This window comes from Gilliamella sp. wkB112 (genome assembly GCF_001690685.1).
Lineage (GTDB): Bacteria > Pseudomonadota > Gammaproteobacteria > Enterobacterales > Orbaceae > Gilliamella > Gilliamella apicola_J.
This window is the reverse complement of record NZ_LZGL01000013.1, coordinates 25,022-43,072: the sequence shown is the minus strand read 5'-3', so window position 1 is coordinate 43,072 and position 18,051 is coordinate 25,022. Positions and strand designations below refer to the sequence as shown.

Genomic DNA, 18,051 nt, shown 5'->3' with positions numbered 1-18,051 from the left:
AGCAGATGAGTTGCATTAACAACACACTGCTTTTGTATTAATATTATTTTACTACATTTATTGTTCAAGCAGTTTTATTTTAATCAATCTTATGAGATTCAATTCGCACCCTGATAACCAAGTTGTCGCCAAGATTCATAGACAACTACTGCAACAGAGTTAGATAAATTCATACTTCTGCTATTAGCCCGCATTGGAATCCGAATCTTTTTGTCTTGAGGTAACCTATCTAATATCGCTGCAGGTAATCCCCTAGTTTCTGGCCCAAACATTAAAAAATCATTGGTTTGATAATGAACTTCACTATGAGGTTTCTGCCCTTTTGTAGTTAAAGCATAAACTTGATTTTCTAAATTAAGTTGATTGTCAGCTAAAAATTGTTCAAGATTTTTGTAACGTTTTACATCAACAAATTCCTGATAATCTAACCCTGCTCTTCTCAACTTTTTATCATCCCAAAAAAAGCCCATTGGTTCAATAATGTGTAAATTAAAACCGGTATTAGCACATAGGCGAATAATATTACCGGTATTAGCTGGTATTTCAGGTTCAAATAAAACAATATTTAACACGATATTTGACACAATTCGTTCTCTTCTATTATTAATGTTTATGAAGGGGTAACACTATTACAATTCTAAGCCCGCCTAAATGGCTTTTTTCGGCTCTAACGATACCATTATCGCGAGTGATGGAATTAGATACGATGGCAAGGCCTAAACCTGTTCCCCCTGATTCACGATCACGAGCTTCACTGGTACGATAAAAAGGTCTAAAAATTTGTTCCAATTCTTCACTTTTAACACCAGGTCCATCATCATCTATAGTAATAGATAGCCTATGTTGATTGATAGAAAAATTGATCACAATTTCTTTATGTGAATAACGAAAGGCATTGCGAATTACGTTCTCAAGGGCACTACATAAAGCATTGGGGTAACATAAGATTATGCTTTTTGTTGGAGTTTGTTCAATTGAAAAGCTTTTACCAATCTGTTCGGCTTCAAAAGCAGCATTATCAAGAACAGGTTTGAATAAGATATCAATTTGTTTTAGTTCTCGAATTTCTTTATAATCATATTGTTGTCTTGCTAAAGATAATAAATCTCCAATCATTGAATCAAGTTTTAATGCTTCACTATTAATACGTATAACTTCTTTACTTTCACCTTGTTTGCGGCGCAATAATGAGGTTGCTAGTTGTAACCGCGTTAATGGCGTTCTCAGTTCATGAGAAATATCTGAAAATAACTGCTGTTGTAATTCTTGCATTCTATTTAATTCACGCAACATATGGTTAAAACTGGCACCAGTAGCTTTATATTCAGAAGAACCAATTTTTTCAAGTTCTGGCCATTCTTGTAGATTTCCTTTAGCGACTTGATCGGCTACCTTTTTTAACCGCCGAGCAGGTTTTGCAATGCTCCATGACAACCATAAAAGAAAAGGCGAACTTGCTAGCATGGTTAAACTTAATAATAAAAAAGGGTGATCAAAAATTAAATTAACAAATTGTGATTGAATATCAGACGCTGGTTGTAAAATATATAATTGGTAATTTTCTTCATTATAATGAATTAAAAAAGGTCCAATAATTTCCTGAGAATCATAGATTTTTTTTGCAGGATCATCAATGTTATGAGATTTTTCATTAAAATTTTTAACAAGATCTATATGATTACTATCCGCAGTAATAATCTGTTGGTTTGGAGTAATAATAAATAAAAACTGCCCTGGTTTTTGGTAATTATCCATCACCACAATAAAACGCATCCACCAACGAAAACTATTCTTAGGTATATTAATCAGGTCTTTTTCAATTTGGTTAGCAAGTATAATACCTGTTTCTTTCTCTTTATTAGCTAAATAAGTTAGATTACGAGAGTCAAAATTAGGCAATAACATAATAAGCATCAAGAAAAAAGCAATAGTTATAAAAAATATTGTGAAAATTCTGATTGTAAGACGATCAAAAATCCACATATCACTTTCCCTTAGTTAATAAAAATCTTGGTTTTGTTCAACATCGTCATTATGATCCACAATAAACAGATAGCCTTTAGAACGTAATGTCTTAATCCAAGGTAATCCATCTCGACGTAAAGGCAGTTTTTTGCGTAAATTTGATACATGAACATCAATTGAACGAATTAGAGGGGTAAATTCTTTACCTAAAACAATTTCACATAATGTATCTCGAGAAATAATTTTACCCGCATTGTCTAGTAAAGTAAGTAAAACTTGAAATTCTGTACCAGTTAATTCAATACACCTTTCATCAAAGTAAACTGATTGCTTAATTCGATTAACAGTTAATTTATCAATAGTGTATTGAACTGGTTTATCTATACTGCCATTTTCTTTATTATCCCAATGAGTTCTACGTAATAAGGCATTAATTCGTGCAACAAGTTCACGATCATTAAATGGCTTTAAGATGTAATCATCAGCACCGAGTTCAAAACCAATGATTTTATCAGATACATTATCTTTAGCGGTTAGAAAAATGACTGGTACAGTAAATTTAGCTCTAAGTTCAGATAACATAGTAAGCCCATTCATTTCGGGCATCATAATATCTAATAGAATAAGATCAATAGTACTGTCAAACTTTTTTAGAGCTTGTACTCCATTATTAGCAGTTTCTACTGCAAATCCTTCTAATTCTAATATTTCACTCAATAAAGAGGTGATTTCTGGGTCATCATCAACTATAAGTAATTTGTTCATTACAAACCTCTTCGACTTATTAATTTATCAGTATTTATAATTATCCAATTACAAATAAAGACTTAACTTATTAAGTTATAATAATATATAAAAAAAGTACTAGCTACATAATAAATTCATGAACGAGAAGCTAATCTTTAAATACTTTAACGTTATAAAATCCTTGTTCAATCAGGTAAAGCGCTTGTAATTTACTCATTACGCCTCGGTGACAATAAAGTAAATATTGTTTGGATTGATCTAAATCACCAAATTGAGTTGTTAATTTATAAAATGGAATTAGCTTAATTTCAACATCATTTAATTTGAGAGGCTGAGCTTCTTGCTCTTCCGGAGAACGAATATCTATGATGATCTGATCTGGTTTAAGTGTTGTTACAGTTTCGACTTCGGAAATAGTTGTATTCGTTTGTTTAGCTATTTCTCGAATATCAATATTTTCTGCTTTAGCAACTGCGTTATCTAATATTGAAAAATCAAAATTAAGCTCTTCTATTTCTATTTTTTCTTTAACCGCTTTTACTGTAGGATTTTTAGAGATCACACCACAAAACTCAGGCATGGTTTTAGCTATATCCTCAGTACCAATCTGGCGAGCAAGGTTAATAATAGTTTCTTTATCATGTGTGATAAGCGGCCGTAAAATTAATGTATCACTAACATTATCAATTAACCTTAAATTAGTTAAAGTTTGACTGGATACTTGTCCTAAGGCCTCTCCGGTAACTAAAGCTTCAATTTTATAACGCTCAGCTATTTTTGACGCAGCTCGGATCATCATTCTTTTCAAAATGACACCCATTTGACCGTCATCAACCTTTTCAAGGATCTCGCCCACTACATCAGAAAAATCAATAGCAATAAAACGTACTTTATGTGAACTACCATAGCGTTCCCATAAATAATGAGCCATTTGTTTTACACCTATTTCGTGAGTTTTACCACCAAGATTAAAAAAACAATAATGAACTCGTGACCCACGTCTAATTAGCATATAGCTCGAAACACCCGAGTCAAATCCACCTGAAATAAGTGAAATAACATCTTCTTGAGTACCTGTTGGGAAGCCGCCTATTCCTGCATGACGCCCTTTTATCAATAGCAACTTGTCTTTATCAATTTCTAAGTGGACGGTGAAATCAGGGTGAGTTAATTTAACTGTTGCTGAAGCAACATGCTGATTTAACCCTCCCCCCACATAACGTTCAACATCAATTGAAGTAAAATCGTGTTTCCCTCTACGTTTAACGCGGACGCAAAAAGTTTTGTTTTCAATTAATGGCGCATAGTAATCTAATGCTTGTGTATAAATATCATGCAAATCAATAAAAGTTAACTCATCAACGACTAAAATATGATGAATACCAGGAATACGGGTTAGTAGTTCTAAAATTTGAGTTTCACTATTTTCAATTTTTGGACGTACTTCAATAAAATCCCAATGACGAACAACAGCAACTTCATCGATATGATGTTTTAAAATATTCCGAATATTGCTAGTTAATATTTTGATAAAACGTAAACGAACAGAATCACTTTTGATGGTAATTTCAGGAAAGAGCTTAACAATAAATTTCATAGATCTAAATGTTTTATACTAAAAATGGCAACATTATACTAATTTTTCGGTAAAAACGCACAATTGATTAGGAGAAATACAGAAAATCCGAAAATCTACTTGCTTGTTGGACGCTCTTTCGCTAATATTTCGCAACAATAAATTCTGTTGTATAACATATAAAATTGACAGGTTGAAATGTACGAACTTTTAATTGTAGGTTACTTAGTTATCGCTCTTGTGATAATTGTTTTAGTATTAATTCAGCGCGGAAAAGGTGCTGATATGGGATCATCGTTCGGTGCTGGTGCATCAGCGACTTTATTTGGTTCATCAGGCAGTGGCAACTTTTTAACTCGCACTACGACCATCTTAGGTATATTATTTTTTGTCTTAAGTATTGTTTTATCAAATTTAGGCAGTCATAGCCATAAAACATCAAGTGGTGAATTTAATAATATTGAAGAAGGTGCACCTGTAACTACTCAGCAAGATACCAATCAAGCTGAACCTGCAACAGCTCCAGTTACACAACCGAATACCACAAATCCAACATCTGATATTCCGGAATAAAAACGGCGCCGTGGTGGTGAAATTGGTAGACACGCTATCTTGAGGGGGTAGTGCTTCAGGGCATGCGGGTTCAAGTCCCGCCCACGGCACCAAATCAATAATCAGTAACATTCTTTAAAACTCTTTAAAGCACATCAAAACTAGTATAAATAAGGCTTAAAGCCTATTTTGCTATTTCGTAAGCATCAGTAAGATACGTTTACAACCACATTTTTTAGATATACGATTAGGTATACATTTCGAATATATCTATTTACCATATACTTAAAAAAGCAATAATTATGGCTAAACTTCCCCCTTTTACAGATACGCAAATTAAAGCTAGTAAGCTTCATTATAAATGACTACTCAATATTTGACGGTGGAGATACGTATTTGTTGATTAGATCTAATGGGGCTGAGAATTGATTCTGTCCGAAATACAAGACTTAATAATCCATTGTCCTTGATTGGCTTTAGTGCATCATTAAATTACGCAATAAATGAAAACAAATAGATAATTAATTTTATTTTGCTTACTATACAGTTAATTATATAAAAATATGATGGTTGTATATTTTATATGGTAAAGGATAAGGATGAAAATAATATATAAAGTTATTTTAATAGGTATGTTTGTTATAACTTTAGTTGGATGTGATAACAAAGTTGAATTTAATAGAGTTGAAACTCTAAATAATAGCTCACCAGAGTATGCACCTTATTCTAGGTATATCAAAAAACAAATTTTAATATTAAAAGTCGATGATAAATTAGAAAGAACCATTACGGATAAATATGACAAACAAGGTAGATGTATATTAACTTATGCTGTTAGTGATATAAAAATTTTTAATGATCGAAGTAAAAAAAACTATCAAAATAAAACTTTTAATTACTATTCGAGTTTATTTAGAACGAATGCTAGTGGTCATGTTGTTTTTGATTCAATGGGTAAAGAAATCGCATATATTGGTGTAGCTACTGAAGATGGAAAATCTGAACAACTTCCTTATAATAGTTTTAATTTTTATGACAATGATAAATTGGTTTCTAATGAGACTCAATTAGGAAATTTTTTAATAAAGGGTAAAGCTAATTGGAAAAATGATTTAATTACCTATAAGACATTTTCTTATTTTAGAAAATATGGTGCTGAATTATTTTCTATAGAGCTAGGATACGGTTATGATAAGCTAAATCGAATATCAACGTTAACGACTTGGGCTAAATTTCCAGATCGCACAATTAAATCAAAAACAACCTTTACTAATTATAATCAATTCGGTGACTGGACAAAAGGATTTGTTGACCACTCAGAATCAGGTCAAAAGTCTCCAACTATAATCACTCGAGAAATAGAATACTGGTAAATGTTGTTTACTTTATAGAGATCATCTATATAGGAGAAATAAAATGAACAATCGCATTGAGTTACTTCAAGCCGATATTACTAAAATCCCTGTAGATGTTATTGTCAATGCAGCCAATACTTCTTTACTTGGCGGTGGTGGCGTTGATGGTGCAATACACCGTGCTGGGGGTAAAACTATTCTTGAAGAGTGTATAAAAATTAGAGCTAAACAAGGTGGTTGTAAAGTAGGTGAAGCCGTTATCACAACTGCAGGTAACCTTCCGGCTAAATATGTAATACATACAGTTGGTCCTCGCTGGAATAATGGTAACAATGATGAAGAAGAATTATTAAAACGGGCGTATATAAGCTGTTTCAAACTGGCTTCTCAATATGATATTGCCAGTATATCATATTCCTAATATCAGTACTGGTATTTACCGTTTCCCTAAACAGAAAGCGCCACAACTAGCCTTAAAAACAATAGAGGCATGTTTAGTACGGTTTTCAACAATTTTGAAAGTGAACATTGTCTGTTTTGACATTGAAAACTATCAAATTTACCAATCAATGATTTAGAATCCATATTTAGTGCCAATAATAACGAAACATATATTAACTACCATGTGACAAATTAATAAAGTTAATAAACTGTTTTTAATGGGAATTCTGATTTGATATTAGATTGTATGAATTAAAAATATATGCTACTGTGTAAAACTATATTAAGGAATTGACTGTTAAGTTCTTAACAGAATCAAATATATCCAGTGTATGAATGCCTTAAACACCTCTAAAATTAGTTAATTATAGATTAATTAGCTGTGATAGTGTTGGTGGATTAATTTGAGCATCGTACATTTTAATAATAAGTATTCGATTATTAATAAGGTTATAAATTTATGTTACTCACTGCAATTATCGTTATTATTTTAGCTTGGTTATTCTTTGCATATAACAAACTTAGACGTCTAGCTGAGAATGTAAAACAAAAACAAGCTAATATCTATGCCACTATAAAGAAAAAATATGATATTGCCCAAAGACTTTCCGATATAGCACTTAGCTACGGTGATCATGAAAAACTAACCCACCTTACAATTACTGAGAGTGATAGTATTACACAAGCTAATACAGCTGCATCACAAGCTTCACATGTAATTGGCAATGTTCAAATGTTAGCAAATCGTTATCCAGATTTAAAAGCTAATACAACTTACCAACAATTGATGGTTCAACTTGATGAAATTGAAAATACAGTATTAACCAGAAGAGAAGCTTATAACGCAGCAGTTCAAACATATAATGCTACACGTGGAAGTATTCCACATTTATTCTACGCTAACAAGTTAGGATTTGTTGAGGCTAATTATTTTGAAGTTGATGAAACAGGAATGGATCAACTTAGCTCATTTAAAACTGACGATGGCAAAATATTAAGAGATACAATGGGAAGAATGGCTTCGGTAGCTACAGAAAGCGTAAAAAAAATTAAAGATAAAACTAGCAAAAGTTTAGAAGAAGACCAACAAAATCTTAATCAAGAATAGTTATCTTGTTAACATTGAATACTTTACTATTTGTACTTCTAGTAAGGTATTTTTTATATTTAAGCAAAATTAATTTTAGTGTTAATCCAGCATTATTAAGTTGATCTATTACTATTACTTTTACTCTTTCTATATCTGATTGTTGATATACTCGATAACCATTTAGACTCCGAGCAAAATCTAATAACTGTTCTTGTTCATAATAACGTAACATTTAGGACTAATTTCACTTTGTTTTGCTAACACGCTTATTTTTATAACCATTTTCTTTATTGACTTTAACACTACTGTCATACTTTATCATTATTGCAATCAATTATAAACTAAAGAGAATGTCATGATTAAATTAACAGTGATAGTTAAACGTCTGCCCCAAATTACCTATGAACAATTTGATCATTATTAGAATGAATACCATGCACCACTAGTTGCATCTTTACAAAATATATTAAATATTATTAAATTATGTACAAACCGTCCCAAATTATTACCCTCGTTTGGATAAAACTATTCAAACAAGTCGTCAAGCACAAGGTTTTTATTTTAATGGTATGGCTGAAATATGGTGGCAAGACCTAGAAAGTATGCAAAAAAATCACCAATCGCTAGAAGCGATAAAAGCATTAAATTAGAATGATATTTTTTTATCTTTTTTTAACTAATTCTTAATTGATGTTAGTACTTTATATTTCAATATTAGTATTAACATAAAAACTAAATATTTCCCCTTCCCTTTTCCTTTCAGAACACGCTTTAAAAAGATATGCAAATACTTCTGGATTTTTATTTAAGCGACTTGTATTCATTATTTATTTTCATTTATTAAAAAAATGATTTAAACTAGCCATAAATGAAATTAAATAAAAATATATGAATACAAATAAAAGGAGAAGTTTATGAAAACACATTTAACCTCTAAAGCATTAGCAAATATGATTGATCATACATTATTAAAAGCAGATGCAATTAATGAACAATTTAAAAAACTTTGTGATGAAGCTAATTCTTACGGTTTTAAAATGATTGCGATTAATTCATCGCCAGTGAAATTATGTGCTGAATATTTAAAAGACTCCCCTGTCCATGTTGGCGCTGCTATAGGTTTTCCTTTAGGTCAAACATCAATCAAAGTGAAAGCATTTGAAACTCAAGATGCAATTATTAATGGAGCGGATGAGATTGATTACGTCATTAATATTGGAGAGTTAAAAAATGGTAATTTGCAATATATAGAACAAGAAATGGTCGAAATTGTCGATGTTTGTCGAAAATCAAACGTCATATGCAAAGTCATTTTAGAGAATTGCTATCTTAATGATGAACAGAAAATAAATGTGTGCAAAATAGCAAAAAAAATAAGACCAGATTTTGTAAAAACTTCAACAGGATTCGGTACAAGTGGAGCGACGATTTCTGATATTAAATTAATGAAATCAATTGTCGGCAATGATGTAAAAGTTAAGGCCGCAGGAGGAATACGCTCATTGGAAACAGCAATTAAAATGATTGAGGCTGGAGCCGAACGTCTAGGTACTAGTTCTGGTATTGCTATCATAAACGAGTTTAATCAATAAAGAGGTTCAAGATGGATTTAATCAATAAAGATCTTGTCATACTCGATATGAAAGCAAATGAAAAAAATTTAGCTATAAAAGAACTTGCTGATTTATTACGAGACCGTGTATCAAATCAGCAGATATATTTACAAGCTGTAATGAAGCGTGAAGAGGAGTTTACAACAGGTATTGGTATGGGAATAGCCATCCCTCATGGACGCTCTAATAGTGTTAAAAAAAGTAGCTTATGTTTTGGTCGTAGTAAAAAAGGGATTAATTATAACTCAACTGATGGTCAACCTGTTCATTTGTTATTTTTGATTGCTGTTCCAGAATCATCTCATGATGAACATTTAAAAATACTAAGTCAACTTTCTCGCAAATTAATGCATGAAAATATTCGACAAGCACTTTTACAAGCAAAGACCGTTGATGAGGTTCTAACAATTATAGAGAGGGAATAGATTATGAAAATTATTGCGATAACATCATGTTCAACTGGAATTGCTCATACCTATATGGCTGCTGAGAAATTAATCATTGCGGCAGAAGAAAAAAAATATCAAATAAAAGTTGAAACTCAAGGTTCAATTGGTGCGGAAAATGTTCTAACTAAAGATGATATTGATAAAGCAGATTTTGTCATTATTGCGGCTAGTACTTCAGTAAATAAAGACCGATTTATTGGCAAAAGATTAATATCGGTTGATGTTAATGAAGCTATTCAAAATCCTGACGCATTAATCGAAAAAGCAATTAAAGCTCCTATATACCAAGCCAAACTATCAAATATTGAAATTTCAAATGACACAAATTCCCCAACTAAACCAACGAGCAAAAAAACTTTACAAGGTATTTATGCTCATCTTATGACAGGGGTATCGTATATGATTCCATTTGTTGTCGCTGGTGGGTTGTGTATAGCCATTTCATTTGCATTAGGAGGTATAAATGCAGAAGGTGAACTTGCCTCTTCAGTTATGTCATTTGGTCAAATTACCATGGGATTAATGTGGCCAATATTAGGAGGGTATGTAGCATTTTCTATAGCAGATAGACCAGGGCTTGTTCCTGGAATGCTTGCTGGCATGATGGCTTCTACCATGAATGCAGGTTTTTTGGGAGCGCTAGCTGGTGGATTTTTAGCTGGTTATACAATACTTTTACTGAAAAGAACTATTAAGCTACCAACAGTTTTTGCAGGTCTATTACCAATCCTCATTTTACCAATTATATCTGTTTTAGTTGTTGGGTTATTATTTAAATTTGTTATTGGAGTCCCTGTAACATGGATCAATGATTCATTAACTGCTTGGCTAAATGGTCTTTCAGGTGTTAATTCAATTATTCTTGGACTAATTTTGGGGGCTATGATGGCAATCGATCTTGCCGGACCTATTGGAAAAGCATCTTACTTTTTTGGTGTTGCCTCTTTAACCAGTCTAGGGGGAGCCAGTACTGTAATGGCTGCAGTAATGGTATCTGGAATGGTACCTCCATTAGCGATGGCATTATCTTCAACAGTGCTTAGAAAAGATCTTTATAGTAAAGATGAAGTTGAAGCTGGTAAATCAGCCTGGGTGCTTGGACTTTCATTTATCTCTGAAGGAGCTATTCCATTCGCAGTAGCTGATCCAGTAAGAGTCCTCGCTTCAGTTACGATTGGTGCAGCCATCGCGGGTGGTTTATCCATGTTCTTTAATTGTGCAATCGCAGTACCACACGGCGGTTTCTTTGTGTTCCTGATACCAGGGGCGGTAATAAATGTACTTCAATATATTTTTGCATTAGCAATCGGGACATTAGTCAGTGGAACATTGATTTCATTTTTAAAAATAAAAAGAGGGTAATATGTTAAATATTTGTTTAATAGGAGTGGGACGAGCTGGCATGATTCATGCTAGAAATTTTACTTCACATGTAAATGGAGCAAAATTATTAGCAATATGTGATCCTTCGGATGATAACCTTGCTGCAGCAAAACAAGAATTAAATGTTAAATATGTTTATAAAGATTATAGAGAAGCCCTAGATAATAAAGAGATTGACGCTGTTGTTATTGTTACTCCAACTATTTTTCACAAAGATATTGCAATAGCCGCGGCCAATGCTAAAAAGCATATTCTATGTGAAAAACCTTTAGCAATGAATGTACAAGAGTGTGATGAAATAATAGAAGCAGCCAACATTAATAATATAAAACTTCAAGTTGGGTTCATGAGAAGATTCGATGAAAGTTTCCAAGAAGCAAAAAATCGTGTTGATGATGGTGAAATAGGTGAAGTCGTAATGGTTAAATCACTGACTCATGGACCTAGTCATCCTAAACCATGGATGTTTGATATTAAAAAAAGTAATGGTCCTATCGGTGAAGTAAATAGTCACGACTTAGATACTGTCCGTTGGTTTCTTGAAAGTGAAGTAGTTTCAATGTATGCCATTGGAGGTAATTATCGCTCGCCTGAAGTTAAAGATAAATACCCCGATTATTATGATACGGTTAGTATGAATCTATCATTTGCTAACGGCAAAATCGCTGCTATTGCAGGAGCTCAATATGTTCAATATGGCTATGATGCTAGAGTAGAAATACTAGGTACACATGGAAATATCATGATTGGTCAACAACATAAACAAGCATTAATTGTAGCAGGTAAACATGGAAAAATTGAACGCCCAGCAATGAATAGTTGGACCTATCTATTTAGGCAGGCTTATGTCAATGAAGCACAAAGTTTTGTTAATTGTGTTGTTAATAATTTACCAATTTTAGTGACTGGGTATGATGGTAAAAAAGCTGTAGAGTTAGTCAACATGGGTGTTAAATCATATCTTTCAAAACAAATTGTTTATTTAAAGTGAGGAATTTATGAAAAGTATTATGTTATTTGGTAAAAAAGATATTCGGTTTATTAACACTGAAATACCTAGCATCAATGATAGAGAAGTTTTAATTAAAGTAAAGGCGGCTTCTTTATGTGGAAGTGATGTTCGTATGTATAATAATGGTTATAACAATGTAAATGAAAGCAATCCATTAATCATGGGGCATGAAGTTGCCGGTATTATCGAAGATGTAGGCATAAAAGTAAGTGGATATAAAAAAGGTATGAGAGTTGCTGTTGCACCAAATATGGGGTGTGGTACTTGTAAACAATGTACATCAGGTCATACTCACTTATGTTATGACTACCAAGCTTTTGGTATTAATATTCCTGGTGCTTTTGCTGAATATTTAGTGATACCTGAAAAAGCAGTACAACAAGGTAATATTTCTATATTAGATGATAATATTTCATATGAAGAAGCTGCATTAATAGAACCTTTGAGCTGTGTTTTCAATGGACAAGAAATTATCAATATCCAATTAGGTGACGTTGTTCTAATTGTTGGTTCTGGTCCAATTGGGATTATGCATGCAATGCTTGCTAATATTAGTGGTGCGGCAAAGGTGATAATGACCGATCTACAAGAGGCTCGTCTTGATACTGCTAAAGAAATTTTACCATGGTTAATAAAAGCACCAACTACTAACTTACTTGAAATAATAAATAAAGAAAGTGATGGATTAGGTATTGATGTTGCAATAATTGCCGCACCTTCACCAAAAGCTCAAGAAGAATCATTTAATTATATGGCTATGAATGGTCGAGTTTGTTTTTTTGGTGGCATTCCGAAAGGAAAGGAAATTGTGCCATTGAATACTAATGTTATTCATTATAAACAGTTACAAATTGTTGGCAGTACTCGAGCAAGCATAAACCAATATAGAACATGTTTAAAACTAGTTGAGAATGGTAGAATCCCTCTCAATAAATTAATTTCTCAAAAGTATGCTATTGAGGACTTTACTGTAGCATTAGATGCTGCAGCTAATGCGCAAGGCTTAAAACATATTATAATGTTTGACTAAGTTAATTAAATGAATGAAAAAAGAGGGGTAGTATTTACCTCTTTTTTATTATTAAGTTGGAATATTTTATAAATTTGTTATAGTTCATTCTTTATATTAGGAGGATATTTTGTCAAATTTATATGCAGAAGAGCGCCTTGAAAAGATTGTAACACTAGTTGAATCTCAACAAAGAGTTTCAGTTCCCGAACTTGAAAGGTATTTTAAAGTTTCAGGAGCAACAATAAGGGCAGATCTCCGTAAATTAGAGAATGAAAATAGAATTTTGCGTACTCATGGTGGAGCAATTCCATATCAGAAGAAAATTTTTGAAGATTTGCCTGCTTCGCGTAAAAATGAAGCTTCAAAAGTAAAAATTGCTAAAAAAGCCATAGAATATATAGAAAACAAAGATACTATTTTACTAGATACTGGCACTACTTGTTGGGCGTTAGCACAAGAGATATCATCACGAGGTTTTACAGATCTTACTGTTGTTACGCATGATTTAAAGATTGCAATGATTTTGGAAATTGTACCTCATATAGAAGTTATTCTTATTGGTGGAAAAATTCGTAAAAATTTTTCTTATACACATGGCAGTCAAGTAATTCAATCAATATCAGATTATTCTGTAGATAAAGGTTTTATTGCAACCTCAGCATTCTCTATAGAGAATGGTTTTTCAACACCTAATATTGAAACTGCAGCAATTAAAAAATCAATGATATTAGCGTCTAAAGAAGTTTTTATGTTAACTGATAGTTCTAAATATGGACTTGATAGCTTTAAAAAATTTGCCTCTTTTAAAGACATAGAATGCCTTATTATTAATCAGGGAATTCCTGAACCAGTAATTACTAAACTTAAAAGTAAGGGATTAACAATCATTATTGTATAACTAGTTTACATTAATAAATAATTTGCTAATTGTGTAAAAGTAAAAAATTAACTTATCATTTTTTCTACTAAATAATTCCAGTTTTGGTAAATTTTATCTATAGCAGATAATAAATCACACTCATTGCCTGCTATTAAATGGCAATTGTTAATTGTAACTAACTTAGTGAAATGGTCAGAACTTAATATAATTAGAGAAATTTTAATAACAAATTATAAAATATCCCTAGAGCGCAGATAGAAACTTACTATTACTTGCTCTCCTGATTGAAAGATTCAAGAGATCGTTAGAAGTAAAATAATAATTTTCTTTAATCGTATGGACTAATATTAATACTATGAAATTCTTTTTAGTTAAGCATTATTTCGATAGCCACTAACGTTCGTTCCGACATTACTAGGTAAAGTAGAAAAATTAAAAAGTGCAATTAGTGGTAATGTACAAATAAAAATGAAGCATAATTGAAAATCTTCTCTTATTAAGTTAATTCCATCATTTGCGTGAAGTAAACTAGCTAAATAAAGAAACAATGCAGCAAACACAATCGCCAAAACATTACTAATTTGTTGGAATTCACTATCGACAACATTGGCACTAGCCATATCTTGACTCTTTATTTCAGCAAATGTCATTGTATTTAGAGCTGTAAACTGTAAAGAACGAGCTGCCCCAGAAAACAATAATACACATATAATCCAGATTAAAGAATCATCAGGAGAAAAAGAAGCATACAACAAAAAACTTAATACAATACATGCTCCATTTATAAGCAAAACTTTTTTAAAACCAAAACAATGTATGATTTTTGTTGTTAAAGTTTTCATCAATATATTACCTGTAAATAACACTAATAATAATGAACCAGCCTTAATAGCACTCCAATTGAATGAAATTTGAAACATTAAAGGTAATAAAAATGGTGCACTATTTAAGGTTATACGAAATAATGAACCACTAATTGTTGCTGATCTAAATGTTCTTTTTGTTAAAACGATTAAATTGAATAAAGGATATTTAGTATGCTTAAGATGATAAACAGACAAAATAAGAAATGTCATTCCTGCCAAAATAATTAATAAATTTAAACCTAATTCGGCATTAGGTTTGGAAACAGACTCTAAACCATAAACAAACAGTAATAAACCTATTCCTAAACTAAAAAAACCTAACCAATCAAACGGCTGTTCGTCAATAAGCTCTCTCGGAATCAATTTTAAAGCAAAAAAGAAAGCCATTACTCCTAACGGTATATTTAATAAAAAGATCCAAGGCCAAGATAAATATTGTGAAATAATACCACCAATCAAAGGACCTACTACAGGAGCAATTAGTCCCGGCCAAACTAATATTGAAATAATATTTATTAAATTATTTTTTTCTGTACTTTTTAATACTACTGTTCTCCCAACTGGTACCATCATTGAAGCCGAAAAACCTTGTAATAAACGCGCACAGACAAAATGTATTAATGTATTAGATAATGCACATAATAATGAAGCCAAACTAAAAAAGAGTATAGCACAAGTAAAAACACGTCTTGCAGTAAAACGTTGAATCATCCAACCACTAGCGGGTAAGCTGACGACTAACGCTAATATATAAGCGCTTACACCAATGGATAGATCTTGAGGTTGCACAGAAAAACTTTCTGCAATTACAGGTAAAGAAGTAGTTATTACTGTAGCATCTAAGTTTTCCATAAACGATGTTGCAGCAATTAAAATAGCTATTTTTCCAATATTATAACTATTGGAACATGATATGTAATGTTGCATCGTGATGATAACCTTTACCAATTCTTTTAAATTTATAGTAATAATTAAGTTAATTTTAAGATAATATAATGGCAATATTTTGAATAAATGTTAACTCAATTTTAATGAAATAAAATAGATTTTAAAAGTAATATAATAATTAAATAGATTATTTAATTGATTTTTTGTAAAATTTTAAATTATTTTAATGAATTGTTTTGAGCTATTTTTGATATGTTTTAACAAATACAGTAGGCGTGCTATTATTTTACTTATTTTTAGGATATTAATTAATGTCAGTCTATTAAATAGATTTGAGTATTTATTCTACTTTTGATTAAATCAAAATATGTTAGAAGCTAATAGATTTTCATTAGAATTACAAAAATTTTGGGGAGTGTTCCCAATAAGGTTAAATTAATATGAAAGAAAAAAGAATAAATTTAATTGATTATTATATTCAATCGGTGGGTGTATGCTCTATGGAAGAGTTATGTAATCATTTTAATATCTCAATTAGTACTTTAAGACGAGATATAAATACTTTGCTTATTCAAAATAGAGTACAAAAAATTTATGGTGGAGTAACTTCATTAACACAAAACCAACAAGTAATTCCATTTGAAAATCGAGATATTATAAATAAAAAAGAAAAATCATCGATAGCGGAAAAAGCTGCAGAATTTATTAACTCCAATGAGCTAATTTTCATAGACTCTGGAACCACAGTTAGAGAACTTCTTAAATTTTTACCTAAGGGAGTTACTAAATTAACAGTTCTTACAAATAATTTAGATATTATTAATTATATAGCTGATTACAGATCGGATATTAATTTAATTACGTTAGGTAACTTTTATAAAAGTTCCACTAGATCTTTTGTTGGTAATGATACGGTACATCTTATTGATAAATATAATATTAATAAAGCATTTATGGCTGCCACAGCTGTTTCTATTGAAAATGGGCTTACCAATTCAGATGTTCAAGAATTCGAAATTAAGAAAAAAATCATTGCAAGAGCAAATAGTGCGTACTTATTAGTTGATATTTCAAAGTTTGATAGTTCAACATTATTAACATATGCTCAACTTTCAGATATTAAAGGCATCATTACTTCCGAGCGCCCTCCTGAAAACTATGTTTCTTTCTGTAAACAAAATGGAGTTCAATTAATTTATTAACATAATCACGCTATTTAATCTTCTAGATTGAACTTAGAGACTATTTATTAATTGATAAATTTATGGTAATTAATTCACGAGAGGTAAACTTATTTATATAAAAAATATATTTGCTTTAATAATAAATAAGTTAGGTCTAATGAGACTATTTATGTAATTTTTGATTATTAGCACTATCTAGAGCTAGAGTAATAATCAATGACTGGATTAAACTCATTGAGGCAATTTGCGAACGGAATCCATTTAATTGAGCTTCTCTAACTATAAAATTAACATCACTGAAAGCGACTAATGGACTAACCTGACTATCCGTAATTGTAAGAAGTTTTGCCCCTAGTTTTGTCCCTTCATTAATGATATCTAGTACTTCTGATGCGTATGGGGCATAACTTATAGTGATAATCGTATCTTTATTTGTACACATGTTTAATTGCTCTATATACATTCCACCAAGACCATCCAAGAGATTAGCTTTTATCCCTAAATGACGCAATGCATAAACCACGTAAACAGCCAAACTAAATGAACGACGCACTCCAATAACATAAATATTTTCTGCTTGCTTTATTAAATTTATTGCATTATCTAATTGCTCATTTGTAACGTACGACTGTAATTGATTTAATGCTTGGCTATTAACAATAGAAGATATTTTTAAAATATCGTTGGGGTTTTCTAAAATGTCATCACTTGAGGAGCGGAGTAAACGAGCACGTTCAGTATAATTAGCAGTATTTTCCATATAATATTGGCGAAATATTTGCTTTATTTCGTTAAAACCATTAAAGCCAAATTCATTTGCAAAACGAATAAGCGTCGAGGGCGGTATGTTTAATTTTTCAGCAATTGAAGATGCTGTATCGATTGCAACATTATTACTATTATCAAGCAAATATCTAGCAACTTGTTTGAGACGTTTACTTAGTTTATCGTAACGAGCAAGAATAGTATCTTTTAATTCAGTTAATTGTTTTTTAGGGTCATTATTTTTCATGATTAAACAGTCTCAAAAATTTAAGA

18 protein-coding genes, 1 tRNA gene and 1 pseudogene are annotated in these 18,051 nt (G+C 31.3%); 13 read left to right on the top strand and 7 right to left on the bottom strand.

The features are described from left to right. Positions 1–98: 98 nt before the first annotated feature. From trmL to thiI, 4 genes are all read right to left on the bottom strand, one after another. Positions 99–572, bottom strand: coding sequence for a tRNA (uridine(34)/cytosine(34)/5-carboxymethylaminomethyluridine(34)-2'-O)-methyltransferase TrmL (gene trmL / locus A9G12_RS05030; RefSeq protein WP_065565002.1), 474 nt, complete (start codon positions 570–572; stop codon positions 99–101). A gap of 31 nt (positions 573–603) precedes the next feature. Beyond that, on the bottom strand, positions 604–1,977 hold the full coding sequence (gene cpxA, locus A9G12_RS05025; RefSeq protein WP_141674118.1) for an envelope stress sensor histidine kinase CpxA: 1,374 nt from the start codon (positions 1,975–1,977) through the stop codon (positions 604–606). Positions 1,978–1,998: 21 nt separating this feature from the next. Continuing rightward, positions 1,999–2,730 carry a response regulator gene (locus tag A9G12_RS05020; protein WP_065564781.1) on the bottom strand — a complete coding sequence of 244 codons (732 nt, stop codon included), beginning with the start codon at positions 2,728–2,730 and terminating at the stop codon, positions 1,999–2,001. 130 nt (positions 2,731–2,860) lie between these two features. Next, complete coding sequence (gene thiI, locus A9G12_RS05015) at positions 2,861–4,309, bottom strand: tRNA uracil 4-sulfurtransferase ThiI (protein WP_065564780.1); 1,449 nt, start codon at positions 4,307–4,309, stop codon at positions 2,861–2,863. A gap of 177 nt (positions 4,310–4,486) precedes the next feature. Here thiI and secG point away from each other — a divergent pair, with 177 nt between their 5' ends. The 5 genes and pseudogenes from secG to A9G12_RS04990 all read left to right on the top strand — a co-directional run bounded on the left by secG (position 4,487) and on the right by A9G12_RS04990 (position 7,744). Further along, positions 4,487–4,861, top strand: a complete 375-nt coding sequence (gene secG / locus A9G12_RS05010; protein ID WP_065564779.1) for a preprotein translocase subunit SecG — start codon at positions 4,487–4,489, stop codon at positions 4,859–4,861. A 7-nt stretch (positions 4,862–4,868) separates the two neighbouring features. After that, positions 4,869–4,953: transfer RNA gene (locus A9G12_RS05005), tRNA-Leu, on the top strand. 486 nt (positions 4,954–5,439) lie between these two features. Further along, positions 5,440–6,213, top strand: a complete 774-nt coding sequence (locus tag A9G12_RS05000) for a hypothetical protein (RefSeq protein ID WP_065564778.1) — start codon at positions 5,440–5,442, stop codon at positions 6,211–6,213. Positions 6,214–6,256: 43 nt separating this feature from the next. Next, positions 6,257–6,773, top strand: a pseudogene (locus A9G12_RS04995) (O-acetyl-ADP-ribose deacetylase). A gap of 323 nt (positions 6,774–7,096) precedes the next feature. Beyond that, a complete protein-coding gene (locus tag A9G12_RS04990) occupies positions 7,097–7,744 on the top strand; it encodes a LemA family protein (protein ID WP_065564777.1) in 648 nt (215 codons plus the stop codon). On the opposite strand, the gene A9G12_RS04985 is transcribed toward A9G12_RS04990, so the two are convergent. After that, positions 7,731–7,958, bottom strand: a complete 228-nt coding sequence (locus A9G12_RS04985) for a MerR family transcriptional regulator (RefSeq protein WP_065564776.1) — start codon at positions 7,956–7,958, stop codon at positions 7,731–7,733. The genes A9G12_RS04990 and A9G12_RS04985 overlap by 14 nt on opposite strands. 283 nt (positions 7,959–8,241) lie before the next feature. Here A9G12_RS04985 and A9G12_RS12485 point away from each other — a divergent pair, with 283 nt between their 5' ends. From A9G12_RS12485 to A9G12_RS04955, 7 genes are all read left to right on the top strand, one after another. Further along, positions 8,242–8,376, top strand: a complete 135-nt coding sequence (locus A9G12_RS12485; protein WP_255306535.1) for a hypothetical protein — start codon at positions 8,242–8,244, stop codon at positions 8,374–8,376. Between the two features lie 264 nt (positions 8,377–8,640). Next, positions 8,641–9,318, top strand: a complete 678-nt coding sequence (gene deoC / locus A9G12_RS04980; protein ID WP_065564775.1) for a deoxyribose-phosphate aldolase — start codon at positions 8,641–8,643, stop codon at positions 9,316–9,318. Between the two features lie 11 nt (positions 9,319–9,329). Then, complete coding sequence (locus A9G12_RS04975) at positions 9,330–9,764, top strand: PTS sugar transporter subunit IIA (protein WP_065564774.1); 435 nt, start codon at positions 9,330–9,332, stop codon at positions 9,762–9,764. A 3-nt stretch (positions 9,765–9,767) separates the two neighbouring features. Next, entirely contained in the window at positions 9,768–11,150 is a 1,383-nt protein-coding gene (locus A9G12_RS04970) for a PTS fructose transporter subunit IIC (protein WP_065564773.1), read from the top strand. Position 11,151: 1 nt separating this feature from the next. Beyond that, positions 11,152–12,162, top strand: a complete 1,011-nt coding sequence (locus A9G12_RS04965; protein ID WP_065564772.1) for a Gfo/Idh/MocA family oxidoreductase — start codon at positions 11,152–11,154, stop codon at positions 12,160–12,162. Positions 12,163–12,169: 7 nt separating this feature from the next. After that, entirely contained in the window at positions 12,170–13,213 is a 1,044-nt protein-coding gene (locus A9G12_RS04960) for an alcohol dehydrogenase catalytic domain-containing protein (RefSeq protein ID WP_065564771.1), read from the top strand. Positions 13,214–13,322: 109 nt separating this feature from the next. Next, positions 13,323–14,093, top strand: a complete 771-nt coding sequence (locus A9G12_RS04955; RefSeq protein WP_081299665.1) for a DeoR/GlpR family DNA-binding transcription regulator — start codon at positions 13,323–13,325, stop codon at positions 14,091–14,093. A 353-nt stretch (positions 14,094–14,446) separates the two neighbouring features. On the opposite strand, the gene A9G12_RS04950 is transcribed toward A9G12_RS04955, so the two are convergent. Continuing rightward, positions 14,447–15,868 (bottom strand): MFS transporter, encoded by a 1,422-nt coding sequence (locus A9G12_RS04950; protein WP_065564769.1) that lies wholly within the window; start codon positions 15,866–15,868, stop codon positions 14,447–14,449. A gap of 401 nt (positions 15,869–16,269) precedes the next feature. Between A9G12_RS04950 and A9G12_RS04945 the strand changes: the two genes are divergently transcribed. Then, positions 16,270–17,031: a DeoR/GlpR family DNA-binding transcription regulator gene (locus A9G12_RS04945; RefSeq protein WP_065564768.1), complete on the top strand. Its 762-nt coding sequence runs from the start codon at positions 16,270–16,272 to the stop codon at positions 17,029–17,031. 145 nt (positions 17,032–17,176) lie between these two features. Here A9G12_RS04945 and A9G12_RS04940 read toward each other — a convergent pair whose 3' ends face one another. Further along, positions 17,177–18,025: a MurR/RpiR family transcriptional regulator gene (locus A9G12_RS04940; RefSeq protein ID WP_065564767.1), complete on the bottom strand. Its 849-nt coding sequence runs from the start codon at positions 18,023–18,025 to the stop codon at positions 17,177–17,179. Positions 18,026–18,051: the final 26 nt, after the last annotated feature.

Excerpts from the sequence above, each read along its gene's own strand:
- A9G12_RS04940 (WP_065564767.1), bottom strand. The coding sequence starts at position 18,025 with ATGAAAAATAATGACCCTAAAAAACAATTAACTGAATTAAAAGATACT.
- A9G12_RS04990 (WP_065564777.1), top strand. The coding sequence starts at position 7,097 with ATGTTACTCACTGCAATTATCGTTATTATTTTAGCTTGGTTATTCTTT.
- A9G12_RS04970 (WP_065564773.1), top strand. The coding sequence starts at position 9,768 with ATGAAAATTATTGCGATAACATCATGTTCAACTGGAATTGCTCATACC.
- A9G12_RS04950 (WP_065564769.1), bottom strand. The coding sequence starts at position 15,868 with ATGCAACATTACATATCATGTTCCAATAGTTATAATATTGGAAAAATA.
- deoC (WP_065564775.1), top strand. The coding sequence starts at position 8,641 with ATGAAAACACATTTAACCTCTAAAGCATTAGCAAATATGATTGATCAT.
- A9G12_RS05020 (WP_065564781.1), bottom strand. The coding sequence starts at position 2,730 with ATGAACAAATTACTTATAGTTGATGATGACCCAGAAATCACCTCTTTA.
- A9G12_RS04945 (WP_065564768.1), top strand. The coding sequence starts at position 16,270 with ATGAAAGAAAAAAGAATAAATTTAATTGATTATTATATTCAATCGGTG.
- A9G12_RS05000 (WP_065564778.1), top strand. The coding sequence starts at position 5,440 with ATGAAAATAATATATAAAGTTATTTTAATAGGTATGTTTGTTATAACT.
- thiI (WP_065564780.1), bottom strand. The coding sequence starts at position 4,309 with ATGAAATTTATTGTTAAGCTCTTTCCTGAAATTACCATCAAAAGTGAT.
- secG (WP_065564779.1), top strand. The coding sequence starts at position 4,487 with ATGTACGAACTTTTAATTGTAGGTTACTTAGTTATCGCTCTTGTGATA.
- A9G12_RS04960 (WP_065564771.1), top strand. The coding sequence starts at position 12,170 with ATGAAAAGTATTATGTTATTTGGTAAAAAAGATATTCGGTTTATTAAC.
- A9G12_RS04965 (WP_065564772.1), top strand. The coding sequence starts at position 11,152 with ATGTTAAATATTTGTTTAATAGGAGTGGGACGAGCTGGCATGATTCAT.
- A9G12_RS04985 (WP_065564776.1), bottom strand. The coding sequence starts at position 7,958 with ATGTTACGTTATTATGAACAAGAACAGTTATTAGATTTTGCTCGGAGT.
- A9G12_RS04975 (WP_065564774.1), top strand. The coding sequence starts at position 9,330 with ATGGATTTAATCAATAAAGATCTTGTCATACTCGATATGAAAGCAAAT.